The following is a 16,493-nucleotide window of genomic DNA, read 5'->3' as shown; positions in this document are numbered from 1 at the left end:
ATCGCGACACAGGGCCGCTCCTACAGGGGATGGTGTACGGCCTGCAGGCGGTCGGAAGGACCCCATTGGCACTGGACCTGATAATGCTTATCTTGTCCTCCATCCAGTCCGCCAGGAGCCGCCCTCAAGTGAGTACCAACGCCATCCGCCCCGCCCGGGAACTGCTGCTCAAGGAATACCGTGGCGTGCTCTCGACTCATTCCAAGTCGATGCCCGGCTACCCCTTCGGTTCCGTCGTGCCGTACTGCCTGGACGCCCAGGGCAACCCGCTGATCCTCATCAGCCGCATTGCCCAGCACACCCACAACCTGCAGAAAGACCCGAAATGCTCGCTGCTGGTGGGTGAGCGCGAGGCGGAGGATGTGCAGGCCGTGGGGCGCCTGACCGTGATGGCCGAGGCACACAAGCTGGTCGACGAAGCCGCTATCGAGGCGGCTGCCGAGCGCTACTACCGCTATTTCCCGGAAGCGGCCAACTACCACAAGGCCCACGACTTCGATTTCTGGGTGTTGCAGCCAGTGCGCCACCGCTACATCGGCGGCTTCGGCGCCATCCACTGGCTTGACCAGGTAACCCTGGGCAATCCGTTCGCCGGCAAGGCCGAGGCAAGCATGGTCGAGCACATGAACAGCGATCATGCCAACGCCATCGCCCATTACGTCGAACTGACCGACCTGCCGCAGCATGCGCCGGCGCAGATGGTTGGCGTAGACAGCGAAGGCATGCACCTGCGCATCGGTCAGGCCGTGTATTGGCTGCCATTCCCGAATACTTGCAACACGCCGACACAAGTCCGCGAAGCCTTGGTTTTACTGGCGCGCGCCGACCAGTGGCCGGTTCAGGCGCAAGTCGAGGGTTGAAATCTGGAGCGCAGGCATCCATGTGAGGTCTTATTGGAAGGTTATCTTCCGTCGAGGAACCCTTGATGCGTGCTTTTCTACTGCTGTTTCTGATTTTTCCTGTGCTGGAGCTGTTCGTCTTCGTGAAGGTCAGCGCGGCAATCGGTTTCTTCCCGGCGTTGCTGCTGATCATCGCCGGCTCCGCCCTGGGTGTGCTGGTGATGCGGGTGGCCGGCCTGGCCACCGCACTGCGCGCCCGTGAAAGCCTGCAACGTGGCGAATTGCCCGCCGAGGACATGTTCCAGGGCATGATGCTGGCCGTGGGTGGTGGCCTGCTGCTGCTGCCGGGCTTCATCAGCGATGTGCTGGGCGTGCTGTGCCTGCTGCCGTTCACCCGCCGCCTGGCGGCGCGCAAGATGCGTGAGCGTGCCGAGGCCCAGGCCATGCGTCAGCGTGCGTTCCAGGATGACCCGTTCCAGGCGCAGCCACGAGAGGGTGGCCATCGCCCGAACGTGATCGAAGGCGAGTACGAGCGCCGCGACAAGTAAAACGCCCGGGGCCGCGCAAGCGGCCCCGGTTTTTTTGGTCTGACGAAAAATTTTGTATCTCAAGCCTTGTAATTGATTATGGCGGCCTCATGTATGTGGTCACCGCAAGGTTTCTGGCGGCAACGCCAGACATTACACAGGTGGTTCGCCCATTGCGGGCCACCTCCCGGCAACGCCGGACAGCATCAACCCGCCGGTGTCGATACCGGCCGATGAAAACCACAATTTGGGAGAGATCGACAATGAAGCTTCGTCCTCTGCATGACCGCGTCGTTATCCGTCGCAGCGAAGAAGAATCGAAAACCGCTGGCGGTATCGTCCTGCCGGGTTCGGCCGCTGAAAAACCAAACCGCGGCGAAGTTGTTGCCGTCGGCACCGGTCGCATCCTGGAAAACGGCGAAGTTCGCGCGCTGGCCGTGAAAGTGGGTGACAAAGTGGTTTTCGGCCCTTACTCGGGCAGCAACACCGTGAAAGTCGATGGCGAAGACCTGTTGGTCATGGCCGAGAACGAAATCCTCGCCGTCATCGAAGGCTGATTTCCCCGACTTCCCGTTACTCCAAAGAATTCCAAGGATTAAACGATCATGGCTGCTAAAGACGTAAAATTCGGCGATTCCGCTCGTAAGAAAATGCTGGTTGGTGTCAACGTTCTGGCTGACGCGGTAAAAGCGACCCTGGGCCCGAAAGGCCGTAACGTGGTACTGGCCAAGAGCTTCGGCGCGCCAACCATCACCAAGGACGGCGTTTCCGTCGCCAAAGAAATCGAGCTGAAAGACGCGTTCGAAAACATGGGCGCCCAGCTGGTCAAGGAAGTGGCTTCCAAGGCCAACGACGCTGCCGGTGACGGCACCACCACCGCTACCGTTCTGGCTCAGGCCATCGTCAACGAAGGCCTGAAAGCCGTCGCTGCCGGCATGAACCCGATGGACCTCAAGCGCGGTATCGACAAGGCTACCGCTGCAGTCGTTGCCGAGCTGAAGAACCTGTCCAAGCCATGCGCCGACTCCAAGGCCATCGCCCAGGTAGGCACCATCTCCGCCAACTCTGACGACTCCATCGGCAACATCATTGCCGAAGCCATGGAAAAAGTCGGTAAAGAAGGCGTGATCACCGTTGAAGAAGGCTCGGGCCTGGAAAACGAACTGTCCGTCGTAGAAGGCATGCAGTTCGACCGTGGCTACCTGTCGCCATACTTCGTCAACAAGCCAGACACCATGGTTGCCGAGCTGGAAGGCCCGCTGCTGCTGCTGGTCGACAAGAAAATCTCCAACATCCGTGAGCTGCTGCCAGTTCTGGAAGCCGTTGCCAAGGCCGGCCGCCCACTGCTGATCGTTGCCGAAGACGTCGAAGGCGAAGCGCTGGCTACCCTGGTAGTCAACAACATGCGCGGCATCGTCAAGGTTGCAGCGGTCAAGGCGCCAGGTTTCGGCGACCGCCGCAAGGCCATGCTGCAGGACATCGCCGTCCTGACTGGCGGCCAGGTCATCTCCGAAGAAATCGGTCTGTCCCTGGAAACCGCTACCCTGGAGCACCTGGGTAACGCCAAGCGCGTCATCCTGTCCAAGGAAAACACCACCATCATCGACGGCGCTGGCGCCGATACCGAGATCGAAGCACGCGTCAAGCAGATCCGCGCCCAGATCGAAGAAACTTCTTCGGACTACGACCGTGAGAAGCTGCAAGAGCGTCTGGCCAAGCTGGCTGGCGGTGTTGCCGTGATCAAGGTCGGTGCCGGCACCGAAGTTGAAATGAAAGAGAAGAAAGCCCGCGTTGAAGACGCCCTGCACGCTACCCGTGCAGCCGTTGAAGAAGGCGTGGTGCCTGGCGGTGGTGTTGCCCTGGTTCGTGCCCTGGCCGCGATCGTTGACCTGAAAGGCGAAAACGAAGACCAGAACGTCGGTATCGCCCTGCTGCGCCGTGCTGTTGAAGCCCCGCTGCGCCAGATCACTGCCAACGCCGGCGACGAGCCAAGCGTTGTCGCTGACAAGGTCAAGCAAGGTTCGGGTAACTTCGGTTACAACGCTGCTACCGGTGAATACGGCGACATGATCGAGATGGGTATCCTGGACCCAGCCAAGGTCACCCGTTCGGCCCTGCAAGCTGCTGCTTCGATTGGCGGTCTGATGATCACCACCGAAGCCATGATTGCTGACGCTCCGAGCGAAGCCCCAGCTGGCGGCGGCATGCCAGACATGGGCGGCATGGGTGGCATGGGCGGCATGATGTAAGCCAGCCTTACCCCCTGCACCAAGCAAAAAGCCCCGGTTCGTGAGAACCGGGGCTTTTTGCTTGGTGTGGGTTATGTGGCGCCTGCGAGATCGAGCGCCGCGCGGGCGGCGCTCGTTTTACGCACCGCATCAAACTCAAGACATGCTCCTCTTTCAGGCGACGCTACGCTCGACGACAGGCTCCTCAGCCACCCCACGCCGATACAGCACAAGGTAATAAGACCCCAACCCTATCAACCAGCAGAACACTGCCGTCCACACGTTGTGCGACAAGAAGTGCGCCCCTTGCATCATTCTGCCCACCGACAGCACCGACCCTGCTATCAAGGCCACCACGAACGCCACCTGTGCCAGACGCGGCTTGCGATCACGCAACATGAAGAACAGGCCGAACAGGCAGAACCCGGTGGCTGCATGCCCACCCGGCCAGCACAGCCCGGCTTTGTCGGTAGCCGGCCGTGGCTCCAGCAGCTTGCTGTAGGTTTCCGTGCCGCCAAACTGTGTGAGGCTCCACGGGCACTGCACCTGGGTGACCTTCTTCAGCGGTGTGACAAACGCCGTGGACAAGCCCAGTGCCAGCACCAGGCAGCCCAATTCGCGGCGCCAGCCGAACAAGCGCTTCCAGAAAAAGCTCGCAGCAAAGGTGAACAGCGATAGCACCCCCAGCAAAATCACCACTTGCTTGACCCGGTCATGCAGGATGTTTTCCAGAAGGTAGCTGTGGCGGCCAATGAACTGCCCGGCAACGGGATCGAAGAACAGGTTGGCCACATCCATGTCGACCGAAGTCAGCTCCAGCAAAATCAAGGCCAGCGCGGTCACCAGGGGTATCCCCAGGTACAGCCAGTAGTTGATCGGGCGAGGGCGGGTGCGTTGCTGCATGACGGCTCCAGGGCGTGAAAAAGATCGGGCATTGTCGGCTGGCCGCTATCCTGTGTCCGTGAAGGATCAGTGAAAAAACCGTCAAGTGCGGTGAATTTTCCCAGGGGCTGGCACCGTGCAGGCATAGGCCTTAAGCTGCGCCTGCCGCGCACCACAGCGAGAAGCGCCGCACAGGAGAAACCGATGCGCATTCTTTTGGTTGAAGACAACCGCGATATCCTGGCCAACCTGGCCGATTACCTGGGCATGAAGGGTTACACCGTCGACTGTGCCCAGGATGGCCTGTCCGGCCTGCACCTGGCCGCCACCGAACACTACGATTTGATCGTGCTCGACATCATGCTGCCCGGTATCGATGGCTACACCTTGTGCAAGCGCCTGCGCGAAGATGCCCGCCGCGACACGCCGGTGATCATGCTCACCGCCCGTGACCAGCTCGACGACCGCTTGCAAGGCTTCCGCTCCGGTGCCGATGACTACCTGCTCAAGCCGTTTGCCCTGTCGGAGTTGGCGGCGCGCATCGAAGCGGTGCTGCGTCGTGCCCAGGGCGGCGGGCGCCGTACCCTGCAGGTGGCGGACCTCAGCTACGACCTCGACACCCTCGAAGTTACCCGCCAGGGCCGCCTGCTCAAGCTCAACCCGGTCGGCCTCAAGCTGCTGGCGGTGCTGATGCAAAAAAGCCCGCACGTCCTGCGCCGCGAGGTACTGGAAGAAGCCCTGTGGGGCGACGACTGCCCCGACAGCGACAGCCTGCGCAGCCATGTGCACCAGCTGCGCCAGGTGATCGACAAACCGTTTGAAAAACCGTTGTTGCATACCGTCCATGGCGTCGGCTATCGCCTCGCCGAGGGCCGCGATGGAGTTTAAGCAAAGCCTTGCCCAGCGCATCATCATTGCTTTTGCCTTGATGAGTGCGCTGGTGGCCGGGGCCTTCGCCTTTGGCATCGTCGCCACCGTGCACCTGGTTGAAGAGCGGCTGATTTCCTCGGTACTGGGCGGTGACCTGCAGCGCCTGTTGCGTATGGACAGCGTCAGTGACTGGAGCCACCGGCCGCGTCCCGACCAGCTGTTCTACTTCAGCGGCGGGCGCGACGATTTCGAGCTGCCCAAGGACTTGCGCCACCTCGATCGCGGCTTCCACGAGGTGTTCCGCGACCAACTGTCGTATCACGCCATGGTCGAGATCGTCGATGGCCGCCGCTATGTACTGCTGCAGGATCAGAGCGATTTCGAAGAGCGCGAGCGTGTGCTGTTCGCGGTGGTGGTGGTGGGCTTCGTGCTCAGCCTGGTGCTGGCCGTGATCCTCGGCTGGCTGGTGGCACGTCGGGTAATGGCACCGGTCATCCGTCTGGCGCGCCAGGTGCGTCACCGCGACCAGTTGCTGGGCCTGGCCCCGCCACTGGCACCGGATTACGCGGCGGACGAAGTGGGCCAGCTGGCAGTCGCGTTCGATGACACCCTGGGCCGCCTGCGCGACGCGTTGACCCGCGAACGGCTGTTCACCAGTGACGTCAGCCACGAGCTGCGCACACCGTTGATGGTGCTGGCGACCTCCTGCGAGTTGCTGATGGAAAACCCTAACCTCGATGCTCGCGCGCGCAGCCAGGTGGAACGTGTGGCGCGGGCCACCGAGGAAATGCGCGAATTGGTCAAGACTTTCCTTATGCTGGCCCGGGCGCAGCGCGACGAGGGTGCGGTGGCATCGCAGGCGACCCTGCGCGAAGTGGCCGATGAGCTGATCGGCGTATGGCGCGACACCATCGAACAGAAGGGCCTCACCCTGTACTTCGATGGCCGTGTCAGCGCCAGCCCGGTGCTGTACAACGCCACCTTCCTGCAGTCGGTGATGGGCAACCTGCTGCGTAATGCGGCGCACTACACCGATGGCGGCTACATACGCCTGAGCCTGGAAGCCAACGGCTTCAGTGTAGAGGACAGCGGCGTGGGTATTCCTGAAGAGCAGCGCGAGGCCATGTTCAAACCGTTCGTGCGTGGTGATGAACGGCGTGGCGAGGGCCTGGGCCTGGGCCTGTCGTTGGTGCAGCGAATTTGTGACGACCAGGGCTGGCATGTCACCCTGACATCCACTTTGCCGCATGGTTGCCGCTTTCGGGTAGACCTGAGCAACACAGCCGGCCAAGGCGACCCGGATGCCTTGGCTGAGTAATCTGTTGTAACAGGTCAAATGGGGCTCAACGTTTTTTTCACATTGGCATGACCTGATTCCAACGCTTGCCTACCTAATGTGCTCGCAATGGAGTCAGGAGATACCCAATGCGTAGCCCCATCAAGCTTGAATTTTCCGAGAAGTACGACAAAGACCATGCGCGTGAGTACTTTCTCAAGCACCAGGACGGCCTGGCGCGACGCCTTTCCCACAAGCGAGATGAGCAGCTGGCGCGTCGCGCCCTGGCATTGGCTGGCGAGCCTGGCCTGATACTGGACCTGCCGTGCGGTGCCGGCCGCTTCTGGCCACTGCTGGCTGAAAAGCCCAACCGGGTGATCATCGGGGCCGACAACTCCGAGGCGATGATCGAGACGGCCTGTGCGGCGCAACCGCCAGAGGTGGTGGCACGGGTACGGCCTTTGCAGACTTCGGCATTTGCTATCGACCTGCCGGACAACTCGGTGGACAGCATTTTTTGTATGCGTCTGTTCCACCACATTGGCGAATCGGCGCACAGAAAGACCATACTTTCGGAATTTCAGCGGGTTAGCCGTGATAGTGTGATCCTGTCCCTGTGGGTGGATGGCAACTTCAAGGCCTGGCGCCGGAAAAAACTCGAGCAGCGCCGCAGCGCCAAGGCCGAACAGGACAATTACCAGAACCGTTTCGTGTTACCGGCCGAAACGGTCGAAGAAGAATTCACGGCCGCCGGCTTCAGAATCCAGGAACGCCTCGACTTCCTGCCGTTCTATGCCATGTGGCGGGTCTACGTATTGCGTAAGGGGTAGTGTTTGATGGCTGTAGCCCAGAGAGGGGAGTCGCGCTTCGATTTTTATTGGCGCCAGCAAGGCGAGTGGGTCGAGGAGCCTAACCAGCGGCGCGGCGGTGAGAGTGGCGTGCAACGCCTCAACGATGCCAATGGCAAGCTGCTGTATGCCAAACGCCAGGTCGGGCATATCTACCGCAGCCTGCTGCACCCTTTCGGCCGGCCTACGGTATTGCGTGAACTCGATGCGTTGAACAGTTTCGAGCAACTGGGCGTGCGTGTACCGCGCATTGTCTTCTGTGGCGCCGAGCGCGATGCCGACCACCAGTGGCGTGCGCTGCTGGTCAGTGAAGCGCTGGACGGCTTTGTCGAGCTCGACACCTGGCATGCCGAAGGTGCCCGCGAGCGGTACCCGCAGGTGGTGCATGAGCGCATGCTCAAGGACCTGGCGGACAACCTGGCACGCATGCACCTGGGGCACTGGCAGCACGGCTGCCTGTATGGCAAGCACGTGTTCATCAAGGTAATTGGCGAGGGTGAGCAGGCCCGCGTCGAGGTGGCGCTGTTGGACCTGGAAAAGTGCCGACGGCGCATCAGCTGCCAGCGTGCAGCAGGTAACGACCTGCGCCAGCTGCGCCGCCATTCGTCGATCAATGACGCGGAATGGCAGACGCTGCTCTACTTTTACAAGATGGCGTTTGGCAGCGCTGTCAAAGGGTTAGAGTAATGAAACTAGAAATAGCTCGAGCTTTGTTCCTGGTAGCTGGCCTGGCGGTGACCACCGTGGCGGTGGCAGCCTGGGAAGAGCCGAGGCCGAACGTGTTCAGCAAGGCCGAGATGGCCGACCAGTGCGCATTGCCGCGGGAAGCGAAACCGCAGCAACAGGCACAGGTCGCGCCAGATCAGGACCTGTTGCTGTTCCTGTTCGGCCTGCGTCAGGGGTTGCGGCCATTTGGTTGAACCCTGCGTTAGCTAGAAATGCCAGAGGCCCCGCGATTGCGGGGCCTCTGGCATTTTTGTATGTGCCTTTCCGGCAGGTGTCAGCAGTGCTGAAAGCTGTTGCCCCTGAGGCAAGCAAGCAGCAAGAAACCGCTAATGGCACTGCTCAAGAATAGAATGCCTAAGCTCATTGGAAGCAGATGTTCGGCTGAAGCAACTAAAGTGCCAGCGAATCCACCTCCAGCAAATAGCAAAGTAGTGTTGAGCGACGCTGCTGCCCCTGCCTGCTGCGGATAACGTGCCAAGGCCTGCGTAGTCGTGACGGGTCGTACCATCGTTGTGCCTGCCGTACATAAGATCATCGGTAACATGAGGCCTATTACCGTTAGGCCTGCTGCCCACTGCCAGATCAGCAGAGTGGCCCCTGCGGTAGCTATAAGCAGGAATCCCGTGAGAATTTGAGCCTGCGCGGTGATGCGATTGTTCAAGAATGTCGCGACTGCACCACCGACGACATATGCCAGCCCGTAGGCGATGAATACAACGGAGAACTGATACGGCGTGAGGCCCAGTTGTTCCATGAGCACCAAGGGTGCAACAACGATGAAGGCAAAATGGCAGGCGAACGCTAAAGTCGCCTGTAGGGAATAGGCAACATATAAGGTGTCACGCAACATGGGGACATAGCTTTGAATGCCTGAGTTATTCTGGCGTAAACCAGGTGTTTCTTGAAGTAGTTTCCATGCAAGTAAGATGACAATGCTGGCTATTGCAATAAATACCGTAAAACTACCTGCCCAGCCGAGTAGCTGTTGAAGAGCCGCACCCGCGACGGGTGAGATTGATATGAACAAACCACTAGCACTCGTCAACAAGATGCGCATGGTGTTACGCTGCTTGCCAGTATATAGGTCTTGCACGAGAGCTTGACCCAGAACCAAGCTTCCACAGCCGACGGCTTGTAACAACCGAAAAGCCATAAAAATTTCATAGTTACTTGAAAGTAGGCAGCCAACAGCCCCGGCAATGGAAACCCCTAAGCCACCAAGCAACAACCGTTTGCGTCCGACTCGATCTGACAGGGGGCCAATCACCAATTGCGCCACTGCAACGCCAAACGCGAAGAAACTAACGGAGTAGGCGATTTGCGTAGCCTCTACTCGAAAGGCTTCTGCAAGTGCAGGGAACGAAGGAAGGATGACATCCAGAGGAAAAACACCTAGAAGGCATAAAAGAATCAAAAGAATTGGGCGAAGAATGGTGTGTGTTGAAGTTTTGGTCTGGCTCATGCTATCAGTCCAGCGGACCTGAACTGTAATGCATAGCGTTCCTCCTTCAATAAGTCGGTACGCATTATTGCTCGAAGCGTCATTTTGGATGTAATAGGCATCCGGATCGTCCAGTTTTCATTTATGTTGTCAATAATCACTTTTCCGAAGGATGGATGCTTTTTGAAAATCGATCCTAAAAAATTCTCGTCGGGTTGGCAGAAAGCTTTGAGCGTTTTCAGTAGAGTTGCTACCAAGTAATCCCTCTGTGGGATACATAACTGCTGCCAGAGTCGTGCAAAACAGTCTGAGAAGAAAATGGCATGACGCCCTTCATCATGAAGGTGGTCTATCAGCATATGCGCTACAGGGGCGACGAGAGAGGCACGAGTCAAGCTGTATAGTTCGTAAGTTATCAGTGTTTCAGAAACGAAGGCGATGCAGAATCGGGTAATGCTGCTGAGCGCTGGAGGGCTATTTTTTAATACTTGATCAAGTCGCTTGAGGCGCGCAGAATTTATTCGCTCTAGGCAAAAGTGGTTTGCCACCTGATCTGCAATTTCTCTGGAGAAGAGCGCGTGATAGGCCTCGTCAGCATAAAGTTTTAAAGCGTTTAGATAAATTGTTTCATCGAAATATTCTTTTAATTTACCAGTAACTATGCTTTGAACAGCCTTATTGATGTGACACATCTCAAGCTGCGTTGTATAGTCCATGAAATGGACGAGGTGGTAAGCGTGTAGTATTAGTTTATCTTTTTTCGAAAGCAGCGTTGTCAAGTCATGGGCCAGCGCTGGGCTCAGGGCGCTAGGAAACCAAAGGTCGGGTTCGGACTGCGTAAAATCTTCTACAGAAAAATGATAGGCATAAGGGCGCGAGCGTACAGCGCTCGTGGTGTGCCAGCTTTTGAATACTGTACAGCTACGGTTGGTGGTTTTTTTCATGTCTGTATCCCGCGCCAGCGTCTTACGACATCAGAGCCCTTAAGCAACTGGGTGTCGCATTCCCGTTGCCATAGCCACATGCAACGAAAAAAAGGACTTGTTCACTTGGGTTTTCAAACATGAGTAGGGGTTCGATGTCCGTTTCATTCAATGCGCCAGTGAGCCAGGTGCTCATTCCGCGATCGGTTGCTGCAAGTTGGAATGTCTGTGCAGCATGCCCAACCTCTATCAAAGCCATTCTATAAGCGCGGGAGTGCTCGTATTTCCACCACAGTTTGTCGAATCTGGAACTCAAGAATAATCCAGCGGGTATGTCATTGGCGAAGTGCTGGCCTGATAATAAGTCACCTAGAGCACAAGGCAGCGCGCTTCGCCAGTGCAGTTGATGTCGCCGTGGATCGTAGTAATAAATCCCCGCTTCTAGGCTATCTACGTTATTTACATATACATAGCCTTCTGTAGCGTTTAGCCCGCCTACTGAGGGGGTGGCCCGGCGTCTTGAATATTCATTTCCTTCTTCTTCTCCTTCGACGTTATTAACGGATCTGTTTTCAATAAAGCCTAGGGTATGGTGCAAAATTTCGGCAAGATCAACTAGGGAGATCGATATTCGCTGAAAATCTCTAACGGTTGCTCGGTTTTTGAATGTCTTGTCAACTGCAAAGGTACTTCTCGGTGTGGGCAGTGAAATGCCGATTTCGCTGATGCGTTTATTGTTAGGGTGTATAGGCTTGTTTCGTACGGAGTTGCAGTGTTCAAGGTACTGCAGTGCCCACTCCTCCTCGCTTGAAGGAAGTTTTTCTATAGGGATGTCTTTAGTGCCGTAATGGAATATTCTTGAGAGTACATCCCAGCCCCAGTCAGCATGGTCGTCAGCATCGTCCATGAAAACTCTGCAGCGTTTCAGGTCGTCGGTTAGGTTATCATTTAAGTCTTTGTGGTTTTTCTCGTAAATGAGATGGATTAACCGGTCTGCATGGGCTCTTGATAACTCGTACTGTTTGTGATTTTTGAAATCCCAACAAATCAGGGAGTTATTCATGACGATAAAGAAGCAATTTTTACTTATCATGGTCACTCCTTTAACTGAAGGGCAGGCCGGCACTGCTCTTCAGTGTTTATGGATTAAGGTTTATTTGGTTTTTTTGACAAGGTGCGCCATGTTCGCCAGTTTGGTGTATTCCATTTTAATGGTTTTCATATTGTTTTCTCCATTTTGGTGTCGCGTCATTGCGACGTTCTTGATAGTAGCGGTAAGTTCAAGAGGTACAAGTCAAAGGGGGTGGTGAAATTTCTGATAAAGTTGTAGGAATTTTTACCAGGGCCATTTTCAAGGGCGGTTTTATTTCTCTGCAAGACGTCTAGAGTGCGGGTGCCATAGCATCTCTACTCTGACTTTTACCATGCGAATTAGATGCAGAAATTGCTCTGCTTTTCCACCGACAAGCAACAACATCAGGCTCGAGTCTGGATAATGTGAGAGATTGGGAGCGGTGATTTTGAGATTGTGTTGCGGAGCAACGCTTTTCTATTGGGGATTTTGTATCTGGCCTTTCGGCCTCCTCGCGAGCGAGCCCGCGAAGAGGCCGGATCAGGCGATGGCAGGTTCCTGGGCTTTGGTCTTGTGCGCCAGCAGGGTGTAGATGCAAGGCAGCACGAACAGGGTAAACAGCGTGCCAATCGACATCCCGGTGGCAATCACCGTCCCGATGTCAAAACGGCTGACCGCCCCCGCCCCGGTCGCGAGAATCAGCGGCACCATGCCGAACACCATCGCCGCTGTGGTCATCAGCACCGGCCGCAGGCGAATCGCCGCCGCTTCCTCGATGGCCTCGCGCACGCTCAAACCGCGCTCCTCACGCAACTGATTGGCGAACTCGACAATGAGAATGCCGTGCTTGCTGATCAGGCCGATCAAGGTCACCAGGCCGACCTGGGTGTAGATGTTCATGCTCGATATGCCCAGGAACAGCGGCAACAGCGCGCCACAGATCGACAAGGGCACGGTTACCAGAATCACCAACGGGTCGCGGAAGCTTTCGAACTGCGCCGCCAGCACCAGGAAGATGATCGCCAGTGCCAGGCCAAAGGTAACCCACAGCGCGCTGCCTTCCTGAACATACTGGCGGGCCACGCCGGCATAGTCGAAGGCGAAGCCTTCCGGTGCCTCTTCGCGGGCGATGTCCTGCACGGTCTTCAGCGCTTCGCCCAGGCTGACCATGGGCACGCCCTGGATGATGGCCGAGTTCAGTTGCTGGAACTGATTGAGCTGGCGTGGGCGGGCGCGGTCGGTGAGGGTGATCAGGGTCGACAGCGGCAGCAATTGGTTCTGGTCGTTCTTCACGTAGTAGTTGTTCAGCCAGCCCGGGTTGTCGCGGTACGGCCGTTCTACCTGGGCGATCACCTTGTAGCTGCGGCCCTCAAGCGTGAAGCGGTTGATTTCCGCTTCGCCCAGCAAGGTCGCAAGGGTGCCGCCGAGGGTGTCCATCGACACCCCCATCTGCGCTGCCTTGGCCCGGTCGATATCCACCACCACCTCGGGCTTGTCGAAGGCTAGGTCGACGTCGAGGAAGGCGAACTTGCCCGATTCCTGCGCGCGCGCCTTGATGCGCTGGGCCACTTCCAGCAGTGCTGGGTAGTCGCCAGCGGTATTGATCACGAACTGGAACGGCAGGCCCTCGCCAGTGCCCGGCAACGACGGCAGGTTGAAGCCGAAGATCTGCAGGCCGCCGATTTCTTCGAGTTTGGCCTGCACCAGCGGCAGCAACTCCATCTGCGTGCGCTCGCGCTCGTTCCAGGGCTTGAGCAAAAAGCCACCAATGCCGGTCTGCACGCCGTTGAAACCGTTGATCTGGAACGATGAGTAGTATTCGGGGAAAGCCTTGAACAGCGGCGTGAACTGGTCGGTGTAGGCGTTGAGGTAATCGAGGTTGGCCGGTTGCGGCGAGCTGCTCATCATGAAGATCACCCCCTGGTCCTCGTTGGGCGCCAGTTCGTTCTGGGTGAACTTGAGCAGCACCGGGATCAGGCACAGGATGATCACGGCAAACACCAGCACTACCGGCCGGCTGTCGAGGGTGGCGTGCAGCAGCTTCTGGTAGCGCACCTTCAGGCGTTCGAACAGTTGGTCGAGGCGGTGGGCCAGGCCGCTGGGGTTCTGCTCCTGGCGCAGCAGCAGGGCGCACATCATCGGTGACAGGGTGAGGGCAACGATACCGGAAATGATCACCGCCCCAGCCAGGGTCAGGGCGAACTCCTTGAACAGGGCCCCTGTGAGCCCGGTGAGGAAGCCGATCGGTGCGTATACGGCGGCCAAGGTGATGGTCATCGACACCACGGGCATGGCGATCTCGCGGGCACCTTCCAGGGCTGCGTCGAACGGTGACTTCCCTTCCTCCATGTGCCGGTGGATGTTTTCCACCACGACAATGGCATCGTCCACCACCAGACCGATGGCCAGGACCATCGCCAGCAGGGTCAGCAGGTTGAGCGAATAGCCCATCATCTGCATGAAGAACAGCACGCCGATCATCGACAACGGTATGGTCACCACCGGGATCAGTACCGAACGCAGGGCACCGAGGAACAGGAACACCACCACGATGACGATCAGCACCGCTTCGCCGAGGGTCTTGATCACTTCGTCGATGGAGGCCTGGATGAACAGTGTGGCGTCGTAGGCGATCGACACTTTCAGGGCCGAGGGCAGCTGGCTTTGCAGTTCGGGCATGATGCGCCGCACTTCCTTGATCACCTCCAGCGGGTTGGCGGCGGGGGTGGCCTTGATGCCGATGTACACCGACGGGGTGCCATCGAACGAGCTGACCGTGTCGTAGTTTTCCGCGCCCATTTCGACCCGCGCCACATCGCCCAACAGCACGCGGCTGTCACCGCTGGTCTTGACCGGCAGGGCGGCGAACGCCTCGGCCGACTTCAACTCGGTACTGGCGTTGATACTGGTGACCACGTATTCGCCCTTTACCTCGCCGGCGGCGGAGAGGAAGTTGTAGCGGCGTACGGCGTTGGTCACGTCGGTGGCCGACAGGCCGAAACCGGCCAGTTTGACCGGGTCCAGCCACAGCCGCATGGCGAACACCTGGTTGCCGAGGATTTCCGCCTCGGCCATGCCCGGCAAAGTGGCCAGCTTGGGTTGGATCACCCGCGACAGGTAGTCGGTGATCTGCGGGTTGCTCATTTCCTTGCTGTAGAAGCTGACGTACATCAGCGCCGAGGCATCGGCGGCTTCCTTGCTCAGTACCGGGTCTTCGGAGTCCTGGGGCAGCTTGTTGCGCACTTCGTTGGCCTTGGCCAGCAACTCGGTGAACAGCCGGTCGCTGTCGGCGCCGATCCGCGCGTAGATGGAAATGATCGAGAAGTTCTGCCGGCTCACCGAGGTCATGTAGTCGATGCCTTCGGCGCTGGCCAGGCTTTGTTGCAGCGGCTGGGTGATGTAGCCCTGGATGGTTTCGGCGTTGGCCCCAGGGTAGGCGGTAGTTACCGTGATCAGGGCGTTTTCCATCTGCGGGTACTGGCGGATCTGCAGCTTGTTCCAGGCCTGGAAGCCCAGCAGCAGGATCAGCAGGCTGACCACACTGGCCAGCACCGGGCGGCGGATGAACGGGTCGGTGAACGCCATGCCAGCCTCCTGTCAGTCCTTGGCCGCTGTGCCCGGTGCGGGCTTTAGAGCGTTATCCTGGCCGATGCGTATCGCAGCACCGGGGGTGAGTTTCAGCTGCCCGGCAGTGACCACTTGCTCCCCTGCCTGCAGGCCTTTGCTTACCACCACCACGCCGTCTCGGCGCTCGCCGGTCTGAACGGTGCGCTGTTCGGCCACCCGTTGGGGTTGGCCTTTGTCGTCGTTTTCCGGCTTGCCGTCCTTGTCTTTTTTCGGCGAGGCGACATACACCGAGTTGCCATACAGGGTGTAGGTAATGGCGCTTTCCGGCACCACCACTTGCGGCTGTGGGTTGGGCAGCAGGATCAACAGGCTGGCGAACATGCCCGGCAGCAGTTTGCCGTCGGGGTTGGCCATGGTGGCGCGTACCAGCAGGTTGCGCGTGGCTTCCTCGACCTTGGGGTTGATGGCGCTCAGGCTGGCGGGGAAAGTCTGGCCTGGGTAAGCGGCCACTTGCACCAGCACCTGCTGGCCCAGGCTCAGGCGTGGCAGGGCCTGTTCCGGCACGTTGAAGTCGACGTACAGGCTGGAGGTGTCCTGCAGGGTGGCGATCACTGTGCCGGCGGCCAGGTATTGGCCGATGTCCACCTGGCGGATGCCGATGGTGCCGCTGAACGGGGCGTTGATGCTTTTCTTGATCTTCTGCGCCTTGAGCTGCTCGACCACCGCCTGGTTACGCCGGTATTGGGAGGTAAGGCGATCGAACTCGCCACGGGAGATGGCCGCGTCGCCGACCAGCTGGCTACCACGGCCGAAATCGACCTTGGCCAGGCCCAGGTCGGCCTGGGCGGTGCCGAGCAGGGCGGTTTCCTGGTCGTCATTGAGTTGCAGCAACAGTTGCCCGGCCTTGACCTGCTGGCCCGAGTCGAAATGCAAGGCTTTGACGATGCCTTCCACCTCCAGGCTCAGGTCAACGCCTTGCAGGGCCTTGAGGCTGCCGACGGCGGGCAGGCGCTCTTGCCACTGGCGCTGTTCGGCCACAGCGGCCGCTACGGTGATGGGCGGCTTGGGGGCAGTGAACATCTGGATCTGCTGGTAGATCGAAAAGGCTTTGTAGCCCCCCAGGGCCAGCACGATCAGCAGAACCACGGCCAACATGATGAGCATGCGGCGGCGCAGCATAGGTCCGGTTCCTTGGATGCAGTTGTTATTCGTTTGGACACGAAAACGGGCGATCCTGCCCACGTGGCTGGGAGAATTATTGACTGTTTTTGGGAGGAAGGGGAGTGAAATGCCT

15 protein-coding genes are annotated in these 16,493 nt (G+C 58.5%); 9 read left to right on the top strand and 6 right to left on the bottom strand.

The annotated features are described in order from the left end of the window. Positions 1-128: 128 nt before the first annotated feature. The 4 genes from APH42_RS09985 to groL all read left to right on the top strand — a co-directional run bounded on the left by APH42_RS09985 (position 129) and on the right by groL (position 3,615). Positions 129-860: a HugZ family protein gene (locus APH42_RS09985; RefSeq protein WP_060493229.1), complete on the top strand. Its 732-nt coding sequence runs from the start codon at positions 129-131 to the stop codon at positions 858-860. Positions 861-925: 65 nt separating this feature from the next. After that, the gene (locus tag APH42_RS09980) at positions 926-1,387 is read left to right on the top strand and encodes an FxsA family protein (protein ID WP_012274037.1); all 462 of its coding nucleotides are present in this window, start codon (positions 926-928) and stop codon (positions 1,385-1,387) included. Positions 1,388-1,629: 242 nt separating this feature from the next. After that, entirely contained in the window at positions 1,630-1,923 is a 294-nt protein-coding gene (locus tag APH42_RS09975; protein ID WP_012274036.1) for a co-chaperone GroES, read from the top strand. 48 nt (positions 1,924-1,971) lie between these two features. Further along, a complete protein-coding gene (gene groL, locus APH42_RS09970; protein WP_012274035.1) occupies positions 1,972-3,615 on the top strand; it encodes a chaperonin GroEL in 1,644 nt (547 codons plus the stop codon). Between the two features lie 153 nt (positions 3,616-3,768). Here the strand turns inward: groL and APH42_RS09965 are convergent, their stop codons facing one another. After that, positions 3,769-4,497, bottom strand: coding sequence for a phosphatase PAP2 family protein (locus APH42_RS09965; RefSeq protein WP_060493228.1), 729 nt, complete (start codon positions 4,495-4,497; stop codon positions 3,769-3,771). 183 nt (positions 4,498-4,680) lie between these two features. On the opposite strand from APH42_RS09965, the gene colR reads away from it, so the two are divergent. The 5 genes from colR (at position 4,681) to APH42_RS09940 (ending at position 8,390) form a co-directional block, all read left to right on the top strand. After that, positions 4,681-5,364, top strand: a complete 684-nt coding sequence (gene colR / locus APH42_RS09960; RefSeq protein WP_003255215.1) for a two-component system response regulator ColR — start codon at positions 4,681-4,683, stop codon at positions 5,362-5,364. Next, positions 5,354-6,664 (top strand): HAMP domain-containing sensor histidine kinase, encoded by a 1,311-nt coding sequence (locus APH42_RS09955; protein WP_012274033.1) that lies wholly within the window; start codon positions 5,354-5,356, stop codon positions 6,662-6,664. The genes colR and APH42_RS09955 overlap by 11 nt, the downstream gene beginning before the upstream one ends. Before the next feature lie 107 nt (positions 6,665-6,771). Continuing rightward, complete coding sequence (locus tag APH42_RS09950) at positions 6,772-7,452, top strand: class I SAM-dependent methyltransferase (protein WP_060493227.1); 681 nt, start codon at positions 6,772-6,774, stop codon at positions 7,450-7,452. A 6-nt stretch (positions 7,453-7,458) separates the two neighbouring features. Then, entirely contained in the window at positions 7,459-8,157 is a 699-nt protein-coding gene (locus APH42_RS09945; protein WP_012274031.1) for a lipopolysaccharide kinase InaA family protein, read from the top strand. Continuing rightward, positions 8,157-8,390: a hypothetical protein gene (locus APH42_RS09940; protein ID WP_012274030.1), complete on the top strand. Its 234-nt coding sequence runs from the start codon at positions 8,157-8,159 to the stop codon at positions 8,388-8,390. Before APH42_RS09945 ends, APH42_RS09940 begins: the two co-directional genes overlap by 1 nt. A gap of 80 nt (positions 8,391-8,470) precedes the next feature. On the opposite strand, the gene APH42_RS09935 is transcribed toward APH42_RS09940, so the two are convergent. The 5 genes from APH42_RS09935 to APH42_RS09915 all read right to left on the bottom strand — a co-directional run bounded on the left by APH42_RS09935 (position 8,471) and on the right by APH42_RS09915 (position 16,378). Beyond that, positions 8,471-9,658, bottom strand: coding sequence for a Bcr/CflA family efflux MFS transporter (locus tag APH42_RS09935; RefSeq protein WP_060493226.1), 1,188 nt, complete (start codon positions 9,656-9,658; stop codon positions 8,471-8,473). Continuing rightward, a complete protein-coding gene (locus APH42_RS09930) occupies positions 9,655-10,581 on the bottom strand; it encodes a diiron oxygenase (RefSeq protein WP_060493225.1) in 927 nt (308 codons plus the stop codon). The genes APH42_RS09935 and APH42_RS09930 overlap by 4 nt, the downstream gene beginning before the upstream one ends. A 22-nt stretch (positions 10,582-10,603) precedes the next feature. Then, positions 10,604-11,653, bottom strand: coding sequence for a SagB family peptide dehydrogenase (locus APH42_RS09925; protein WP_060493224.1), 1,050 nt, complete (start codon positions 11,651-11,653; stop codon positions 10,604-10,606). A gap of 519 nt (positions 11,654-12,172) precedes the next feature. Continuing rightward, positions 12,173-15,217, bottom strand: coding sequence for a multidrug efflux RND transporter permease subunit (locus APH42_RS09920; protein ID WP_060493223.1), 3,045 nt, complete (start codon positions 15,215-15,217; stop codon positions 12,173-12,175). 12 nt (positions 15,218-15,229) lie between these two features. Further along, on the bottom strand, positions 15,230-16,378 hold the full coding sequence (locus tag APH42_RS09915) for an efflux RND transporter periplasmic adaptor subunit (protein WP_060493222.1): 1,149 nt from the start codon (positions 16,376-16,378) through the stop codon (positions 15,230-15,232). Positions 16,379-16,493 lie beyond the last annotated feature (115 nt).

The organism is Pseudomonas sp. NBRC 111140, assembly GCF_001320885.1.
GTDB classification, from domain to species: Bacteria; Pseudomonadota; Gammaproteobacteria; order Pseudomonadales; family Pseudomonadaceae; genus Aquipseudomonas; species Aquipseudomonas putida_P.
This window is presented reverse-complemented; position numbering and strand designations above follow the sequence as displayed.

What these genes read in the sequence shown, in the direction of transcription:
- APH42_RS09930 (WP_060493225.1), bottom strand. Translation starts at nt 10,581, where the DNA reads ATGAAAAAAACCACCAACCGTAGCTGTACAGTATTCAAAAGCTGGCAC.
- APH42_RS09935 (WP_060493226.1), bottom strand. Translation starts at nt 9,658, where the DNA reads ATGAGCCAGACCAAAACTTCAACACACACCATTCTTCGCCCAATTCTT.
- groL (WP_012274035.1), top strand. Translation starts at nt 1,972, where the DNA reads ATGGCTGCTAAAGACGTAAAATTCGGCGATTCCGCTCGTAAGAAAATG.
- APH42_RS09965 (WP_060493228.1), bottom strand. Translation starts at nt 4,497, where the DNA reads ATGCAGCAACGCACCCGCCCTCGCCCGATCAACTACTGGCTGTACCTG.
- APH42_RS09955 (WP_012274033.1), top strand. Translation starts at nt 5,354, where the DNA reads ATGGAGTTTAAGCAAAGCCTTGCCCAGCGCATCATCATTGCTTTTGCC.
- APH42_RS09915 (WP_060493222.1), bottom strand. Translation starts at nt 16,378, where the DNA reads ATGCTGCGCCGCCGCATGCTCATCATGTTGGCCGTGGTTCTGCTGATC.
- APH42_RS09920 (WP_060493223.1), bottom strand. Translation starts at nt 15,217, where the DNA reads ATGGCGTTCACCGACCCGTTCATCCGCCGCCCGGTGCTGGCCAGTGTG.
- APH42_RS09940 (WP_012274030.1), top strand. Translation starts at nt 8,157, where the DNA reads ATGAAACTAGAAATAGCTCGAGCTTTGTTCCTGGTAGCTGGCCTGGCG.
- APH42_RS09980 (WP_012274037.1), top strand. Translation starts at nt 926, where the DNA reads ATGCGTGCTTTTCTACTGCTGTTTCTGATTTTTCCTGTGCTGGAGCTG.
- APH42_RS09975 (WP_012274036.1), top strand. Translation starts at nt 1,630, where the DNA reads ATGAAGCTTCGTCCTCTGCATGACCGCGTCGTTATCCGTCGCAGCGAA.
- APH42_RS09945 (WP_012274031.1), top strand. Translation starts at nt 7,459, where the DNA reads ATGGCTGTAGCCCAGAGAGGGGAGTCGCGCTTCGATTTTTATTGGCGC.
- APH42_RS09925 (WP_060493224.1), bottom strand. Translation starts at nt 11,653, where the DNA reads ATGATAAGTAAAAATTGCTTCTTTATCGTCATGAATAACTCCCTGATT.
- APH42_RS09950 (WP_060493227.1), top strand. Translation starts at nt 6,772, where the DNA reads ATGCGTAGCCCCATCAAGCTTGAATTTTCCGAGAAGTACGACAAAGAC.
- colR (WP_003255215.1), top strand. Translation starts at nt 4,681, where the DNA reads ATGCGCATTCTTTTGGTTGAAGACAACCGCGATATCCTGGCCAACCTG.